General features: G+C 69.9%; 16 protein-coding genes. 7 read left to right on the top strand and 9 right to left on the bottom strand.

Annotated features, from left to right (window positions below; all coding sequences use genetic code 11):
• Positions 1 to 46: 46 nt before the first annotated feature.
• The 6 genes from ASG52_RS10795 to ASG52_RS10770 all read right to left on the bottom strand — a co-directional run bounded on the left by ASG52_RS10795 (position 47) and on the right by ASG52_RS10770 (position 4,071).
• Positions 47 to 508 carry a peptidylprolyl isomerase gene (locus ASG52_RS10795; protein ID WP_056242776.1) on the bottom strand — a complete coding sequence of 154 codons (462 nt, stop codon included), beginning with the start codon at positions 506 to 508 and terminating at the stop codon, positions 47 to 49.
• 3 nt (positions 509 to 511) lie between these two features.
• Positions 512 to 865: a UCP034077 family protein gene (locus ASG52_RS10790; protein WP_502691045.1), complete on the bottom strand. Its 354-nt coding sequence runs from the start codon at positions 863 to 865 to the stop codon at positions 512 to 514.
• Positions 866 to 1,010: 145 nt separating this feature from the next.
• Positions 1,011 to 1,547, bottom strand: coding sequence for a peptidylprolyl isomerase (locus ASG52_RS10785; RefSeq protein WP_056242773.1), 537 nt, complete (start codon positions 1,545 to 1,547; stop codon positions 1,011 to 1,013).
• A 21-nt stretch (positions 1,548 to 1,568) separates the two neighbouring features.
• On the bottom strand, positions 1,569 to 2,072 hold the full coding sequence (coaD, locus tag ASG52_RS10780) for a pantetheine-phosphate adenylyltransferase (protein WP_056242771.1): 504 nt from the start codon (positions 2,070 to 2,072) through the stop codon (positions 1,569 to 1,571).
• A gap of 55 nt (positions 2,073 to 2,127) precedes the next feature.
• Positions 2,128 to 3,426 (bottom strand): nicotinate phosphoribosyltransferase, encoded by a 1,299-nt coding sequence (locus ASG52_RS10775; protein WP_056242767.1) that lies wholly within the window; start codon positions 3,424 to 3,426, stop codon positions 2,128 to 2,130.
• A 141-nt stretch (positions 3,427 to 3,567) separates the two neighbouring features.
• Entirely contained in the window at positions 3,568 to 4,071 is a 504-nt protein-coding gene (locus ASG52_RS10770; RefSeq protein ID WP_056242765.1) for a pyridoxamine 5'-phosphate oxidase family protein, read from the bottom strand.
• 124 nt (positions 4,072 to 4,195) lie between these two features.
• Here ASG52_RS10770 and ASG52_RS10765 point away from each other — a divergent pair, with 124 nt between their 5' ends.
• The 3 genes from ASG52_RS10765 to mobA all read left to right on the top strand — a co-directional run bounded on the left by ASG52_RS10765 (position 4,196) and on the right by mobA (position 6,312).
• Positions 4,196 to 4,468: a hypothetical protein gene (locus tag ASG52_RS10765; protein WP_056242763.1), complete on the top strand. Its 273-nt coding sequence runs from the start codon at positions 4,196 to 4,198 to the stop codon at positions 4,466 to 4,468.
• A gap of 82 nt (positions 4,469 to 4,550) precedes the next feature.
• Entirely contained in the window at positions 4,551 to 5,669 is a 1,119-nt protein-coding gene (locus ASG52_RS10760; protein WP_056242761.1) for an Mrp/NBP35 family ATP-binding protein, read from the top strand.
• A gap of 22 nt (positions 5,670 to 5,691) precedes the next feature.
• A complete protein-coding gene (gene mobA / locus ASG52_RS10755; RefSeq protein ID WP_286159013.1) occupies positions 5,692 to 6,312 on the top strand; it encodes a molybdenum cofactor guanylyltransferase MobA in 621 nt (206 codons plus the stop codon).
• Here the strand turns inward: mobA and ASG52_RS27665 are convergent.
• Positions 6,293 to 6,439 (bottom strand): hypothetical protein, encoded by a 147-nt coding sequence (locus ASG52_RS27665; RefSeq protein WP_162249991.1) that lies wholly within the window; start codon positions 6,437 to 6,439, stop codon positions 6,293 to 6,295. The two genes, mobA and ASG52_RS27665, sit on opposite strands and share 20 nt — an antisense overlap.
• 21 nt (positions 6,440 to 6,460) lie before the next feature.
• Positions 6,461 to 6,652: a hypothetical protein gene (locus ASG52_RS10750; protein ID WP_156383885.1), complete on the bottom strand. Its 192-nt coding sequence runs from the start codon at positions 6,650 to 6,652 to the stop codon at positions 6,461 to 6,463.
• 421 nt (positions 6,653 to 7,073) lie between these two features.
• Here ASG52_RS10750 and gyrA point away from each other — a divergent pair, with 421 nt between their 5' ends.
• Complete coding sequence (gene gyrA / locus ASG52_RS10745; RefSeq protein ID WP_056242758.1) at positions 7,074 to 9,821, top strand: DNA gyrase subunit A; 2,748 nt, start codon at positions 7,074 to 7,076, stop codon at positions 9,819 to 9,821.
• A gap of 234 nt (positions 9,822 to 10,055) precedes the next feature.
• On the opposite strand, the gene ASG52_RS10740 is transcribed toward gyrA, so the two are convergent.
• Entirely contained in the window at positions 10,056 to 10,451 is a 396-nt protein-coding gene (locus tag ASG52_RS10740; RefSeq protein ID WP_056242755.1) for a response regulator, read from the bottom strand.
• Between the two features lie 659 nt (positions 10,452 to 11,110).
• Between ASG52_RS10740 and ASG52_RS10735 the strand changes: the two genes are divergently transcribed.
• Genes ASG52_RS10735 through ASG52_RS10725 form a run of 3 tightly spaced genes read left to right on the top strand, consistent with a single transcriptional unit; the run spans position 11,111 to position 16,411 of the window.
• Entirely contained in the window at positions 11,111 to 11,833 is a 723-nt protein-coding gene (locus ASG52_RS10735) for an ImuA family protein (protein ID WP_056243207.1), read from the top strand.
• The gene (locus tag ASG52_RS10730; RefSeq protein ID WP_082552492.1) at positions 11,745 to 13,256 is read left to right on the top strand and encodes a DUF6504 family protein; all 1,512 of its coding nucleotides are present in this window, start codon (positions 11,745 to 11,747) and stop codon (positions 13,254 to 13,256) included. The genes ASG52_RS10735 and ASG52_RS10730 overlap by 89 nt, the downstream gene beginning before the upstream one ends.
• Positions 13,253 to 16,411, top strand: a complete 3,159-nt coding sequence (locus ASG52_RS10725; protein WP_056242753.1) for an error-prone DNA polymerase — start codon at positions 13,253 to 13,255, stop codon at positions 16,409 to 16,411. The genes ASG52_RS10730 and ASG52_RS10725 overlap by 4 nt, the downstream gene beginning before the upstream one ends.
• Positions 16,412 to 16,461 lie beyond the last annotated feature (50 nt).

Raw genomic sequence — 16,461 nt, 5'->3', positions numbered from 1 at the left:
GGCGCCGGGCGAAAACCCGGCGCCGCATAATCCCAAAAGAAAAAAATCAGGCCGCCGCGATGGTGGCCTTCACGATCCGGTCGGGCTCGCGCACGGGCTCGCCGCGCTTGATCGTGTCGACCACGTCCATGCCCTCGATCACCTTGCCCCACACCGTGTACTGGCGGTCGAGGAAGCGGGCGTCCGAGAAGCAGATGAAGAACTGCGAGTTGGCCGAGTGCGGGAAGTTGGTGCGGGCCATCGAGCAGGTGCCGCGCACGTGCGGCTCGGCGTTGAACTCGGCGTTCAGGTCCGGCAGCTCCGAGCCGCCCGAGCCGGTGCCGGTCGGGTCACCGGTCTGGGCCATGAAGCCGTCGATGACGCGGTGGAACGGCACGCCGTCGTAGAAGCCCTGGCCCGCCAGCGTCTTGATGCGCTCGACATGGTTCGGGGCGAGGTCGGGGCGCAGCGCGATGACGACGCGGCCCTTGGTCGTCTCGAGGACGAACGTCTCGTTGGTGTCTGCCATGGGTTAGATTCCCTGTCCTCTGGGTCCGTCGTAGATGAAGCGCAGCGCCAGGGGGCGCCCCGCGATGGCACCGCCCAGGCCCGGCGTGAGCCGGACCGGTGTGCAGCGGGCGATCGCGTCGAGCGTCGCCCGGATCAGGATGTCCCGGGCCTTATCGTCGCCCGGCGTCTTCGAGAAGGTGATCCGCGGCGTGCCGATCACCGAGCCGTCCCGGCGAAGGCTCAGGCGCGCCGTGATCTCGGTGCGCTCGAACTTGGCCAGCCCCTCGGGCGCCTCCCAGCAGGCAGCGAGCGCCGGAAACAGCGCCTTCAACGTGTCGATCGGGCCCGGCTCGGTCTCGCCCGCGAGCAGCGGCACCCGCAGCGTGCCCCGCAGGGTTTGCGGCAGCGTGCGCCAGGGTTCAAGCGTGCCGAGCGCATCGGCCCCGCCCGGCCAGAGCAGGGCGATGGCCAGGACGGCAGCCCGATGCGCCGGGACGCTTATCGCTCGCCTCCAAGCTGGATCATTTCGCCAGCGTCATCTTCACGATCTTGTCCGGGTCCTGCACCGAGCCGTTGTTGCCCTTGGAGCCCTTCTTGATCTTGTCGACCACGTCCATGCCCGAGGTGACCACGCCGACCACGGTGTAGTTGTTGTTCAGGAAGTCCGCGTCGCCGAGGCAGATGAAGAACTGGGAATTGGCCGAGTTCGGCTCGCCCGAGCGGGCCATGCCCACGGTGCCGCGCTTGAACGGAGCCGAGGAGAATTCCGCCGGGATGTTGGGCAGCGAGGAGCCGCCGGTGCCGTTGCCCTTCGGGTCGCCGGTCTGGGCCATGAAGCCGTCGATGACGCGGTGGAACTTCAGGCCGTCGTAGAAGCCCTGGGAGATCAGCGTCTTGAGCTGCTTGACGTGCTTCGGGGCGATCTCGGGCCGCAGCTCGATCGTGATCTTCCCGTCCTTCGTCTCGAGGTTGACGGTGTTCTCGCCGGCGAGCGCGGGGGCGGCGAAGGCGAGGGTCGCGCTGAGGGCGAGGCCGAGGACGGCGTGGCGGCGGTTCATGCGGATGATGGCTCCGTAAGTTCAGGCTTTGGCAAAGCGCGCCGAGAGCCGCGCGGCGACGGCCGGCGGCACGAAGGGGGTGACGTCGCCGCCCATGGCGGCGATCTGGCGGACCAGGGTGGCGGTGATCGGCCGCACGCCGGTGGAAGCCGGCAGGAACACGGTCTGGACCTCGGGCGCCATCGCGCTGTTCATGCCGGCGAGCTGCATCTCGTAATCGAGATCGGTGCCGTCGCGCAGGCCCCGGATGAACAGCTTGGCGCCGCAGCGGCGCGCGGCCGAGACGGCGAGATCGTCGAAGGTGACGACCTCCAGTTCGGCGCTCTCGGCGGAGGCGAGCGGCCCGCAGGTCTCGCGCAGGAGGCTCGCGCGCTCCTCGGCCGAGAACAGCGGCGCCTTGCCCGGATGCACGCCGATGGCCAGCACCAGCCGCGGCACGAGGCGACAGGCTTGGCGGACCACGTCGAGGTGGCCGTTGGTGACCGGATCGAACGATCCGGCGTAGAGCGCGGTGCGGGTCGTCACGGGAAGGGGCCTAGAGCATTTCGGCCGCGAACGGAACCGCCGGGTGGCCGAGGCTTCAGACCGAGACCGGCAGAGGGGCCTGTTCGCCGACGCCGAAGACGCGCTTGTAGCGGGCGACCTCGGCCTCCAGCCCCTGCGCCTTGCTCGGGTTGTCCGAGAGCTTCACGGTCGCGCGCACCTCGGCCGAAACGACCTTGCAGACCACCGAGATCGGATCGAGCCGCCCGTCCGGCACGAGCCCGCGGAAATCGTTGGTGAGCCGGGTGCCCCAGCCGTAGCCGATCCGCATCCGCCCGTGGAAATGGGCGTGGATGCGCTCGATGTCCTCGATATCGAGCCCGTCGGAGAAGATCGCGAGTTTTTCGCGCGGGTCGCAGCCTCTGGCGCGCCAGAAGGCGAGCGCCTCCTCGCCGCCCTCGATCGGGTCCTTCGAATCGATGCGGATGCCGGTCCAGGCGGTGAGCCAGTCGGGGGCGTTCTCCAAAAATCCGGTGGTGCCGTAGGTGTCGGGCAGGATCACTAGCAGGTTGCCCTCGTAATCCTGCTGCCAATCGGCCAGCACGGCGTAGGGCGCCTGCGCCAACGCCGCGTCGTCGTCGCCCGCCAGCGCCGCATAGACCATCGGCAATTCGTGGGCATTGGTGCCGACCGCCTCGACCTCCCGGCGCTGGGCGATGAGGCAGTTCGAGGTGCCGAGGAATCGTTGAGGGCCCAGGCCCTCGTTCATCGCCTGCACGCACCAATCCTGCCACAGGAAGCCGTGCCGCCGCCGCGTGCCGAAATCCGCGATGGAGAGATCGGGCAGGCGCTTCAGCCGCTCGATCTTCTCCCACACGCGGGTCATGGCGCGGGCATAGAGCACCTGCAGCTCGAACTTTCCCATGTCCCGCAGCACCGTGCGCGAGCGCAACTCGTTGAGGATCGCGAGCGCGGGCACCTCCCACATCGTGGTCTCAACCCAGGGGCCGTGGAAGGTGAGCGCCACCTGCCCCTCGCGGGTCTCCAGCTTGTAATCGGGCAGCCGGAAATCCTCGAACCACGCCATGAAGTCCGAGGAGAGGATCTGGCGCTTGCCGTAGAAGGTGTTGCCCCGCAGCCATGTCGATTCGCCGCGGCTCAGGCGCAGGGTGCGGGCGTGGTCGAGCTGCTCGCGCAACGCCCCGAGATCGATCTCGTCGCCGACGCGCACCCGCACCGAACGGTTCTGGATGGCGAAGCTCGCCCGCACGTCGCGATGACGGCGGAAGATCATCTGCGCCATCAATAGCTTGTAGAAATCCGTATCGAGCAGCGAGCGGACGATCGGATCGATGCGGAAGTTGTGGTTGTAGACCCGTGTCGCGAGGTCGGGCATGGGCCTTCGGCGCTTCCTTGCGGTCGATGCGTTCGGCCGAGCTTGGGGCGGATCGCCGCCGCGATCAACGGCGGCCCGGCTCCGAACATGCAAACGCCCCCGCCCTGGGGCGGAGGCGCTTCGAAAAGACTCCCGAACAGATCAGGCGAGATCGACCTTCTTGGTCTCGGTCTTCGGGCTTTCGCCGGTCAGCGTGGCCTTCACGTAGCCGTAGAGGTGGACCATCGTCGAGGACGGGCTGTCCCAGTATTCGCCCTGCTCCGGGTGGATGCGGATCAGGCCGACCTCCGGGTCTTCCTTGCCGTTGGGGAACCACGTCTTGAGGCTCTCCTGCCACTTGGCGTCGATCAGCGCCTGATCGCGGATCACCTCGGCCTTGCCGGCGATCGAGACGTAGGTCTGGCTCGACGGATCCGAATAGGCGAGGTTCACCTGATTGTCGCGGCCGATCTCGGCGGTCTTGGGGCTGTGCAGCTTGGTGAAGAACCAGATGTCGCCGTTCTCGTCGATGTCGTTGTTCCACATCGGGCGGCTGTTGAGCGTCCCGTCCGTGTCGGCGGTGGTCAGCATCGCGACCTTGACGTCCTTGGTCAGCTCGAAGAGCTTCTTCGCGCCCTCGTGGTCGCGGTGGTTGCCCTGGTGCATGGGGGGCCTTCTCCAACTCAGACAATTGCGTACGCATCAGGACGGCGCGCGCTTCGCGTCGGTCCCGGCGAGATTGCCTCGACAACGAGCGAGGCCGGTGTTGGTTCAGGGGGATAAGACGCGGATGAGGCCTACGGCGGCGGCCTTCGCCCTGGCGATGATGGTGGGGCCGGCCTGCGCCGAGGTGCGCTTCGGCCCCGGCGTGCGGATCGGCGGGCACGATTTCTCCAACCGGCGCGACCGCAGCGTCCATATCGAACGGGTGAAGCGGCTGCGCGGCCCCCTCGGCTGCCGGCACGTCCGCCACGGCTTCTACCGGCGCGGGGACGGCACGGCGGTGCGCGGGCCGATGGAAGCGTGCAACCTGATTGCCGTGCCGCCGGGGCAGCGCCGTTGAAGCCGTCTTCGGGCTGGCGTTTCCGCCACGCGCGGTTAGATGGACGAAAGGTCCGAAAAAACCGCTCGATGGAGCTTGTCCCTTGGCCATCACCCGCGACGACGTGCTGAAGGCGCTCTCGACCGTCACGGTCGATCGTGGCGGCACCAAGCTGCCCGGCTCCGGCCGCCTGTCGCAGGTGGTGATCGATGCGGGCGGGCGCGTGATGTTCTCGATCTCGGTCGATCCGAGCGAGGCCGAGCGCTTCGAGCCGATCCGTCGCGAGGCGGAGGGTCGGGTGCTGGCGCTGCCCGGCGTGTCGAGCGTGCTGGCGAGCCTCACCTCCGAGCGGCCCAACGCGCCGGCCCCCGCCGCGCCGCGCCAGTCCGGCGCCGCTCCCGTACCGCCGCGCCAGGGCAATGCGCTGCCGGGCGTGCGCCACATCGTGGCGGTGGCCTCGGGCAAAGGCGGCGTCGGCAAGTCCACCACCGCCTGCAACCTCGCCCTCGCCTTGCGCGCCCAGGGCCTCAAGGTCGGGCTCTTGGATGCCGACATCTACGGTCCCTCGGTGCCGAAGCTCTTGGGGTTGTCGGGCAAGCCGCGGGTGATCGAGGGCCGGACTCTGGAGCCGATGGAGGCCTACGGTCTGAAGGCGATGTCGATCGGCTTCCTGATCGAGCCGGAATCGGCGATGATCTGGCGCGGCCCGATGGTGCAGTCGGCCATCACCCAGATGCTGCGCGATGTCGCCTGGGGCGACCTCGACGTGCTCGTCGTCGACATGCCGCCGGGCACGGGCGACGCGCAGCTCACCATGGCCCAGGCGACGCCCTTGTCCGGCGCTGTGATCGTCTCGACGCCGCAGGACCTCGCGCTGATCGACGCACGCCGCGGCGTGACGATGTTCCGCAAGGTCTCCGTGCCGATCCTCGGCGTGATCGAGAACATGGCGACCTTCATCTGCCCGAAGTGCGGGCACGCCTCCGACATCTTCGGCCATGGGGGCGCCCGCCAGGAGGCGCAGCGCCTGGAGGTGCCGTTCCTCGGCGAGATCCCGCTGACCATGGCGATCCGCGAGACCTCAGATGCCGGCCGCCCCGTGGTGGCGACCGATCCGGACGGGCCGCAGGCCAAGATCTACCGGGGGATCGCCGAGAAGCTCTGGAGCAATCTCAACGGCGCGCCCGCGGGCCGGGCGGCGCCCAAGATCGTCATAGAATGACCCATCGTCATCGAGTGATGTTTTGCTGATTCTCGGACTGATCCTGGCAGGCGGCCTGTCGCGGCGCATGGGCGGCGGCGACAAGCCGCTCAGGGTCCTGGGCGGCCGCACCCTTCTGGAGCGCGTCGCCGAGCGGCTCGGGCCGCAATGCGGGGGTCGGCTCGCGCTGAGCGCCAACGGCGACCCGGAGCGGTTCCGCGCGGTGTTCGCCGGCCCGATCCTGCCCGACACGGTGCCGGACCATCCCGGCCCGCTCGCCGGCCTCCTCGCCGGTCTCGACGCTGCGGCGGCGATGGGCGTCACCCACGTCGTCAGCGTGCCGGGCGACGCGCCGTTCCTACCGAGGGATTTCGTGGCGCGCCTGTCCGCCGCCGGCGAAAAGCCCATCGCGCTCGCGGCCTCGGGCGAGCGGCGCCACTTCACCTCCGCGCTCTGGCCGGTCTCACTTCGCGACGACCTGCGGGCGTGGCTGACGGCCGGAGAGCGCCGCGTCGGCGGCTTCATCGAGCGCCACGGGGCGGATGTCGTGTCCTGGCCGGTGACGCCGGTCGACCCGTTCCTGAACCTCAACGCGCCGGAGGATCTGGCGGCGGCGGAGGCGATGCTGGAGCTTGAGCCTGCCGTCAGGGCGACAGGGGCTTGAGCAATTCCAGGGCGTCCTCGGTGTACTCGATGGCGCCATCCCAGTAGCCGACGAGGGTGTCGAGGTTGAGCGCGACCCACGCCTGAAGCAGCCCCTCCTCCCGCGGGCTCAACTGGAGCCCGGCCACGTGCCGATAGGGGCGCAGGGACTAGGAGCCCATCTGCGCGCTCTGCACCTTGGGATTGGGCGAGACCTTCACCCGAACGTCGTGCTGGGCGCCGTCCTTCTGCGAGATGAAGACGATGAACGGCAGGCCGGTCCGGCTGCTGCGGAGGTTCGCCATGCCGAAACCCGCCTGCCCCTGAGGCTGGTCCGCCACCGGGGTCTGATGAAACGTCATGCCGACCTCCGTCGTCCCCGGCAGAGTCCCCATCCGTCGATCGTATGAGGCTGCCACATCGCAGGACGAAACGACAGCGGTCGCGCGACCCTCGCTTCAAACCGGGGATCGCGGGCGCTCCGCTGTTGTGCGCAAGCCCCGCACTTCATATTTAAGTAACTGAAACGACGGCCTTTGGTCGTGTGTTCTATCCCCCACTCCCCCTCATCCCGAGGTGCTGCGGAGCAGCCTCGAAGGAGGGCTCCATGGATCGCCTGAGTCTTCTGGAGCCCTCCTTCGAGGCCTTCGCTGCGCTCCGGCACCTCAGGATGAGGGAGAGGGTGGGATAGGCTGGAGGCTGGGCCTCGCATCCTAGCGGTCTTTCCTGTCTGCCGGTGCCGTGCCGGGGTATGGAAAAACACGAAGAACTGAGAGAGCGACGTTGGCAGACGACAACGATCCGACCGGCGCGGGCGCGCCGCCGCCGGCCACCGACATCAAGCCCGTCTCCATCACCGACGAGATGCGCCGCTCGTATCTCGATTACGCCATGAGCGTGATCGTGAGCCGGGCGCTGCCGGACGCGCGCGACGGCCTCAAGCCGGTGCATCGGCGCATCCTGTTCGCGGCGCACGAGAGCGGGCACCTGCCCGAGCGCCGCTACGTCAAATCGGCCCGCATCGTCGGCGACGTGATCGGTAAGTACCATCCGCACGGCGACCAATCGATCTACGACGCCTTGGTCCGCATGGCCCAGGACTTCTCGATGCGCCTGATGCTCATCGACGGGCAGGGCAATTTCGGTTCGGTCGACGGCGATCCGGCCGCGGCCATGCGCTACACCGAATCGCGCCTCGCCAAGCCCGCCAGCGCGCTCCTCTCGGACATCGACAAGAACACCGTCGACTTCCAGGCCAACTACGACGGGGAGCACGAGGAGCCGACCGTCCTGCCGGCCCGCTTCCCGAACCTGCTGGTCAACGGCGCGGGCGGCATCGCGGTGGGCATGGCCACCAACATCCCGCCGCACAATCTCGGCGAACTGATCGATGCCTGCATCGCTCTCATCGACGATCCGAGCCTGACCATCGAGGCGCTCAACGAGATCGTCCCCGGCCCCGACTTCCCGACCGGCGGACTGATCCTCGGCCGCGCGGGCACGCGGCAGGCCTACGCCACGGGCCGCGGCTCGATCATCATGCGGGCGAAGTCCCATGTCGAGGAACTGCGCAAGGAGCGCGAGGCGCTGATCTTCACCGAGATTCCGTATCAGGTGAACAAGGCCACGCTCGTTGAGAAGATCGCCGAACTCGTGAAGGAGAAGCGCGTCGAGGGCATCTCCGACCTGCGCGACGAATCCGACCGCGACGGCATGCGCATCGTGGTCGAGATCAAGCGCGACGCCATCGCCGACGTGGTGCTGAATCAGCTCTACCGCTACACCCCGCTCCAGTCCTCGTTCGGCGCCAACATGGTGGCGCTGAACGGCGGGCGCCCCGAACTGATGAACCTGAAGGACCTGCTGCTGGCCTTCAACGACTTCCGCGAGGAGGTCGTCTCCCGGCGCACCAAGTTCCTGCTCAACAAGGCGCGCGAGCGCGCCCACGTCCTGTGCGGCCTCGCCATCGCGGTCGCCAACATCGACGAGGTGATCCGCCTGATCCGCACCTCGCCGGACCCGAACACGGCGCGTGAGGCCCTGATGGCCCGCGACTGGCCGGCCCACGACATCGCGCCGCTGATCGCGCTGGTGGACGATCCGCGCTACCGCGTCGCCGAGGACGGCACCTACCGGCTCTCGGAAATCCAGGCCCGCGCGATTCTCGACCTGCGCCTGCAGCGCCTCACCGCTCTCGGCCGCGACGAAGTCGGCGACGAGTTGAAGAAGCTCGCCGACGAGATCGCCGACTATCTCGACATCCTGCGCTCGCGCGCCCGCATCCAGGCGATCGTCAAGACCGAGCTCGCCGAGGTGCGCGCCCTGTTCGCCACGCCGCGCCGGACCGAGATCGTCGATTACGATTCCAGCGTCGACGACGAGGACCTCATCGCCCGCGAGGACATGGTCGTCACCGTGTCCCATGCCGGCTACGTCAAGCGCGTGCCCCTCTCGACCTACCGGTCGCAGAAGCGCGGCGGCAAGGGCCGCTCCGGCATGGCGACCCGCGACGAGGATTTCGTCACCCGCCTGTTCGTGGCCTCGACGCACACGCCGGTGCTGTTTTTCTCCGACCAGGGTCAGGCCTACAAGGAGAAGGTCTGGCGCCTCCCCGTCGCCGCGCCGAACGCTCGCGGAAAGGCGCTCGTCAACATCCTGCACCTGCAGAACCAGGGCGAGCGCATCTCCACCATCATGCCGCTGCCGGAGGACGAGACGTCCTGGGACAGCCTCGACGTGATGTTCGCGACCGCTTCCGGCAACGTCCGCCGCAACAAGCTGTCGGACTTCACCGTGGTGAACCGCAACGGCAAGATCGCGATGAAGCTCGATCCGGGCGACCACATCGTCCATGTCGAGATCTGCCGGCCGGAGCAGAACGTGCTGCTGACGACCGCGCTCGGCCAGTGCATCCGCTTCCCCGTCGAGGACGTGCGCGTCTTCAAGGGCCGCGATTCCACCGGCGTGCGCGGCATCAACCTCGCCAAGGACGACACGGTCATCTCGATGGCGATCCTCAACGCCTTCGAGGCGAGCCCGGAGGAGCGGGCTGGCTACCTGAAGATGCGCCGCGCTATCATCGGCAGCGAGGGCGAGGCCGAGGAGGCGGGCGACGCCGAGGAGACCACGGCCGAGGCCGCGATCTCGCAGGAGCGCTACGCCGAGATGGGCGGGGCCGAGCAGTTCGTGCTGACGCTCTCGGAGCGCGGCTACGGCAAGCGCTCGTCCTCCTTCGAGTACCGGACCTCGGGCCGCGGTGGAAAGGGCATCACGGCGATGCGGGTCAACGCCCGCAACGGCAACCTCGTCGCCTCCTTCCCCGTGGAGGCCTCCGACCAGATCATGCTGGTGACCAATGCCGGCCAGCTCATCCGCGTGCCCGTGGACGACATCCGCATCGTCGGTCGCGCCTCGCAGGGCGTAACGGTGTTCAACACCGACAAGGCCGAGAAGGTGGTCTCGGTCGAGCATATCGAGGGCGAGGAAGAGAGCGGCGAGGACGCGGCCTCAGGGGTGGCGTCGGACTCGTAACCATGATGGCGCAGGGGCTTGGACGGCCCCTGCGCTCTCCCTGAAAATCTCCGCCGTCATTGCGAGGCGGAGCCGAAGCAATCCAGCGCTCCGCAGGGTCCAGAGGAATCGCGCCGCGACCGTTGCGTCGGCACGCCCTCGCGTCATCCGGTGATGTCGCGCCCTGGATCGCTTCGGCTCCGCCTCGCGATGACGGTGCGAAGTGAAATCCAAAGCGACCGACCGACTACGCGCTCAAGACTCGCGCAGACCCGCGGCCTCTTCCAGCCACGTCAGAATCTCCGGCGCGCGCCAGGGTTTCGGCATGAAGGTCGCGGTGACGCGCAGGTCGCTCGGCTGGTCGCCCGCGTCGCCCGAGGTCAGCAGCATGCGGATGCGCGGCCACGTCACGCCGATGATCCGGGCAAGCTCGAACCCGCCGATCGTGCCCGGCGTGCGGACATCGGAAAACACCACGTCGATCCGGTCGCCGCGCTGGCGCAGGATCTCGAGCGCGCGCTCGGCCGTCTCGGCCTCGATCACCTCGAAGCCCTTCTCCTCGAGGAGTTCGGCCGCGAGGTAGCGCTCGTCGGGCTCATCCTCGACGACGAGAATGACGGGCTTGCGGCCCGTGGGTCGTGCGTCACTCATGGCCCTGGCACAGTTGCGAGCCCGAACCGGGGAATGCGGGCATCGAGCCCGCGTGAGACGATAGACCCCGATCAAGTCTCTGGCACTGAGACACGATAGATCGGCGCGCGCGTACGTCTGTCGTTCGACGGCAACAGCGGCCGGATTTGTTGCATCTGCACACGGCCCGCATGCGCTTTTCGCAGTCGCCTGCGTCGATTGCCCGCGCCGCGCGCAGGGCTTCGGGCGAGTCGCGGGGCTCGGCGAAAGATCAAGCCTGCGCCCGGAATAAAATCCGCATTTTCAACAGGGAGGATCGAGCTTGAGCGGTTGACCGGATGCGGCTCAGATGTGTTCACTCTTTGTTCTGATCCCGATCACGCAACCCAGTCCGGTCCATGCCCCCTGCCCTCTTGCCCGACTTGCCGGATTCACAAGTCGCCGAGGCACGGCAGGACATAACGCATGTCCCCTCCCCCTTGTGGGGAGGAGTTCGGGGTGGGGGTGGTGCAGAAGGCACCGCCCCGCTCGATCCTGAACCACCCCCACCTCCTGCCTCCTCCCCACAAGGGGGAGGAGAGGCCCCCCGACCTGTTCGCCTATGGGCCGGTCGACACAGTGATCCTGCTCCAACGAGTCAGAGGCCTGTTCGCCCTCCCCCGGCACGGACCGAAACCGTCCTGGCCGAGCTGCGCCGGCTCGCCGAGCCGACGCCCCGCACGGATCGCACCGTGCTGCCGTTCGGAGCCCCTGGCCTCGATCAGGCCCTCCCAGGCGGCGGCCTGGCGCTCGGTGCGCTGCACCAGATCCACGAGGGCGGTCCGCGCGGGCGCTACGCCGCCTCCGCCGTGTTGTTCGCGGGCGGCATCCTGGCCCGGCTCGACGGGCCGGTGCTGTGGTGCCTGCACAGCCGCGACCTGTTCGCCCCGGCGCTCGCCCGCGTCGGGCTCCATCCCGACCGGGTGGTCTATTGCGAGACCTGGCGCGACGCCGAGGTGCTGCCCGCGATGGAGGAAGGTCTGCGCCATCGCGGGCTGGCGGGCGTCGTCGGCGAGCTGACCCGCATGGCGCTGACGCCCTCGCGCCGGCTCCAGCTCGCCGCCGAGGGCTCGGGCGTGACCGCGCTGGTGCTGCACCGGGTCTGCGCGGGCGAGGCGGCCGAGCCGGAATCCTCGGCCGCCCGCACCCGCTGGCGGGTGAGCCCGGCCCCGTCGGACACGGCAAACCCCCGTCATCTCGGCCGCCCGCGCTGGCGGCTCGACCTGCAGCGCAGCCGCGGCGGGGCGCCGGGCTCATGGATCGTGGAGGCCTGCGATGGGCAGGGTCGTCTCGCTGTGCCTGCCCTCTTGGCCGACCGACCGGCTGCGCCGGAGCGCGCCTTCCGCCGTGCCGCCCTCCGGTGAGCCGCTGGCGACCGTGCGGCCGGACGGCCCCCGGCGGGTGCTGGCCGGGATCGACGCCGCCGCCCGACGCGCGGGCTTGAGGCCCGGCATGCCCGCCGCACAGGCGATGGCGATGGTGCCGGGCGTGCACCTCGTGCCCGCCGAGCCGGAGGCCGACGCGGCGGCTTTGGTGCGGCTCGGGCTCTGGTGCCTGCGCTACGCTCCCCTCGTCGCCCTCGATCCGCCCGACGGCCTGCTGATCGACGTCGCGGGCGCCGCCCACCTCGTCGGCGGCGAGGCGGCGCTGATCGCCGACCTCGCCGCGCGGCTGGAGCGGACCGGCCTGTCCGCGCGCCTCGCGCTGGCCGACACCCCCGGCGGCGCCTGGGCGCTCGCCCGGTTCGGGCCGGGCGGGATCGTGCCGCCGGGCGGCCTCGCCGTCGCCCTGTCGCCGCTGCCGGTCGCGGCCTTGCGCTTATCCCCGGAAACCGTCGCGGTACTCCGCGAAGTCGGCATCGAGCGGGTCGGCGGGCTGATGCAAGCGCCCCGCGCCCCGCTGCGACGGCGCTTCGGCCCCGAGCCGCTGCTGCGGCTCGACCAGGCGCTCGGCGCGGAGCCGGAGCCGCTCGCCTTCCTCACCGCGCCCGACGTGGTGCAGGCTGCCGCGCGCTTCGCCGAGCCCATCGGTAGCCCGGAAGTGCTGGAAAGAATCGTCGCCGACCTCTGCGCCCGGCTGGTGCCCGATCTGGAGCGGGCCGGGCTCGGGGCGCGCCGCCTCGATCTCGTCTTCCGCCGGGTCGATCGGCTCGATCAGGCGATCCGCATCGGCACCGCGCGGGGCAGCCGCGACGCGGCTCATCTCGCCCGCCTCCTGACCGAGCGCCTGCCGCGGATCGATCCCGGCTTCGGCATCGAGGAGATGGTGCTGACCGCCTCCCGCACCGAACCCCTGGCCGAGCGCCAGATCTCGGGCGCCGTCCTTGGGCAGGGCCCGGAGATCGCCGACCTCGCGGCGCTGATCGACACCCTGCGGATGCGCCTCGGGCCGGAGCGGGTCTACCGGCTCAGCCCCGTCGAGAGCGACCTGCCCGAGCGCGCGGTGTGCCGGGTCGCCCCGCTCAGCGCTCCCTCGGGCGCGCTCTGGCCCGCCGACCTGCCCCGCCCGGCCCGCCTGCTCGACGCTCCCGAACCCGTCGCCGCGGTGGCCGAGATTCCCGACGCGCCGCCCCTGTTCTTCGTCTGGCGCGGCGCCCGCCACCGCGTCGCCCGCGCCGACGGGCCGGAGCGAATCTTAAGCGAATGGTGGGTCGCCGACGACGAGGCCGATCAGGTGCGCGACTATTACCGGGTCGAGACCGAGGCCGGCGAGCGCTTCTGGCTGTTTCGCGACGGCCCGATGGAGGCCGAGGGCCGCTGGTGGCTGCACGGGCTCGGCGAGGCGTGACCATCCCCGAACTCCACGTCACCACCCACTTCTCCTTCCTGCGCGGCGCATCGAGCCCGGAGGAGCTGTTCGCGGCGGCCGCTCTGCTCGGCATCCCGGCGCTGGGCGTGACCGATCACGGCTCGCTCGCCGGGATGCTGCGGGCGCATCAGGCGGCCAAGGCCACGGGGGTGCGCCTCGTGGTCGGCGGCCGGCTCGATCCGGAGGATGCGCCGCCGCTCCTCGTCTATCCGACCGACCGGGCGGCCTATGGCCGGCTGTGCCGATTGCTCAGCCTCGGCAAGGCGCGGGGCGGTAAGGGCCGCTGCGTGCTGACGTGGCAGGACGTAGCGACGTGGCAGGAGGGGCTGTTCGCCATCCTGCTGGCGGACCACACCGACCCGCGCCTCGGGGACGAACTGGCCCGCCTCAAGAGCCTGTTCGGCGCGCGCGCCTCCTGCGCCCTCACCCGCCGCTTCCGGCCCGACGATGCCGCGCGACTCGACGCCCTGGCCGGTGCCGCCGGGCGGGCGCGGGTGCCCGTCGTCGCCACCGGCGACATTCTCTACCACGCCCGTCAGCGGCGACGGTTGCAGGACGTGGCAACCTGCATTCGCCTCGGCGTCACCATCGAGCGGGCGGGCTTCCTCAAGGAGCGCCACGCCGACCGCTTCCTCAAGGCGCCGGAGGAGACCGCGCGCCTGTTCGCCCGCTTCCCGGAAGCCCTATCGCGCGCGCAAGACATTGCGGAGGCCTGCCGCTTCTCGCTCGACGACCTCGCCTACGAGTACCCCTCGGAGGCCGGTCCCGAGGGGCGAACCGCGCGGGAGCGCCTGGAGATCCTGACCTGGGCCGGGGCCGAACGGCGCTACCCGAACGGCGTGCCGGAGGCGGTGGCGCGCCAACTCGTCCATGAACTCGGCCTGATCGCCCGGCTCGGCTACGCCCCCTACTTCCTCACCGTCCACGCGATCGTGGCCTACGCCGAGTCCCAAAAAATTCTCTGCCAGGGCCGCGGCTCGGCGGCCAATTCCGCGGTCTGCTACTGCCTGCACATCACCTCCATCGATCCGGTCCGACAAAACCTGCTGTTCGAGCGCTTCGTCTCCGATGCCCGGCGCGAGCCGCCCGACATCGACGTCGATTTCGAGCACGAGCGGCGCGAACAGGTGATCCAGTGGATCTTCGAGACCTACGGCCGCCACCGCGCCGCGCTCACCGCCGTCGTCAGCCGCTACCGCGCCCGCGGGGCCTTGCGCGAGGTCGGCAAGGTGCTGGGCCTGCCCGAGGAGGTGACCGGCGCCCTCAACCGGCTGACCTGGCCCTGGGGCGGCGAGGGCGCGGGCGAGCGGGAGCTGAAGGCGCTCGGCCTCGACCTGTCCGACCGGCGCCTGCGCCTGACCCTGGAGATCGCCCGCGAGCTGATCGGCACGCCGCGCCACCTGTCGCAGCATCCCGGCGGCTTCGTCCTGACCCTCGACCGCCTCGACGAACTGGTGCCGGTCGAGCCCGCCGCGATGGAGAACCGTCAGGTCATCGAGTGGGACAAGGACGACATCGACGCCCTCAAGTTCATGAAGGTCGATGTGCTCGGCCTCGGCATGCTCGGCTGCCTGCGCCGAGCCTTCGCTCTTTTGGAGGTGGCCGGGCGCAAGCCCCTCGACCTCGCCACGATCCCGCAGGACGACCCCGCCACCTTCGCGATGATCCGGCGGGCCGACACGGTCGGCGTCTTCCAGATCGAGAGCCGCGCGCAGATGGCGATGCTGCCGCGGATGAAGCCCAAAGAATTCTACGACCTCGTGATCGAGGTGGCGCTCGTGCGCCCCGGCCCGATCCAGGGCGACATGGTCCATCCCTATCTGCGCCGCCGAGAGGGGTGCGAAGAGGTGACCTATCCGACCCCCGCCTTGCAGAGGGTGCTCGAAAAGACCCTCGGCGTGCCGCTGTTCCAGGAGCAGGCGATGCAGGTCGCGATGGTCGGCGCGGGCTTCACCGCGGCGGAAGCGGACGAACTGCGCCGCTCGATGGCGACCTTCAAGATGACGGGCGGCGTCCACCGCTTCGAGAGCCGGCTGATCGAGGGGATGGTCGCCAACGGCTACGCCCGCGACTTCGCCGAGCGCACCTTCCGCCAACTCGAAGGGTTCGGCTCCTACGGCTTCCCGGAGAGTCACGCGGCGTCCTTCGCGCTCTTGGCCTACGCCTCGTCCTACCTGAAGTGCCATCACCCGGACGTCTTTTGCGCCGCCCTGCTGAACGCGCAGCCGATGGGCTTCTACGCCCCCGCCCAGATCGTGCGCGACGCCCGCGAACACGGCGTCCCGATCCATCCCGTCGACGTGAATTGTTCGGACTGGGACTGCACCCTGGAGCGGGTCGGGGATGGGTTTCTCGCGGTGCGGCTGGGCCTGCGCCTCGTCAGCGGCCTGCCCGAGCGCGACGGCGCCCGTCTGGTCGCCGCGCGCGAATCGCAAAACTTCGCGACGCTCGCCGCGCTGTCGCGGCGCACCGGCCTGCCCACGAGTTCGCTGGCCTGCCTCGTGCGGGCGGACGCGTTCCGTTCGCTCGGCCTGAACCGGCGCGAGGCCGCCTGGGCGGTACGCGCCCTGGTGCCGGCCGCGCTGCCGCTCTTCGCCGCCGCGGCAGTTGAGGGCTCGGCCGAGCCCGCCATCGCCGAGCCGCCGGTCGTCTTGCCGCCACTGAGCGCGGGCGGCGAGGTCGTGGCCGATTACCGCGCCAAGGGCCTCAGCCTGCGGGCTCACCCGCTGAGTTTTTTGCGCGACACGCTGACGGATTTGGGCGCCCGGCCCTGCAACCGCCTGGGGCAGGCCCGCGACGGGACGCGGCTCACGGTCTGCGGCCTCGTGCTGATGCGCCAGAGGCCGGGCTCGGCCAAGGGCACTTTGTTCCTGACGCTGGAAGACGAGACCGGCATCGCCAACCTGATCGTGCGCCCCGACCTGTTCGAGCGCTCCCGCCGCACCGTGCTGGCGGCCCGGCTGATGGCCTGCCGCGGCCGGGTGCAGCGGGTCGGCGAGGTCGTCCACCTCATCGCCGCCGAGCTGTTCGACCGCTCCGATCTCCTCGCCCGCATTGGCGAAGAGGGCCCGCCTTCGGAGCCGCAGCCCGTCCGGGGCGCGGCGCTGCCGGTGCGGTCGCGCAACTTCCGCTGATCGCTCGAGGCGTGGCCCATTCGCTACACGCAACCGTTTCCAAAAACGGT

This window comes from Methylobacterium sp. Leaf456 (assembly GCF_001425465.1).
Classification (GTDB): Bacteria; Pseudomonadota; Alphaproteobacteria; order Rhizobiales; family Beijerinckiaceae; genus Methylobacterium.
Note: the sequence above shows the minus strand (reverse complement) of the source record. Positions and strands in the feature narration are given on the sequence as shown.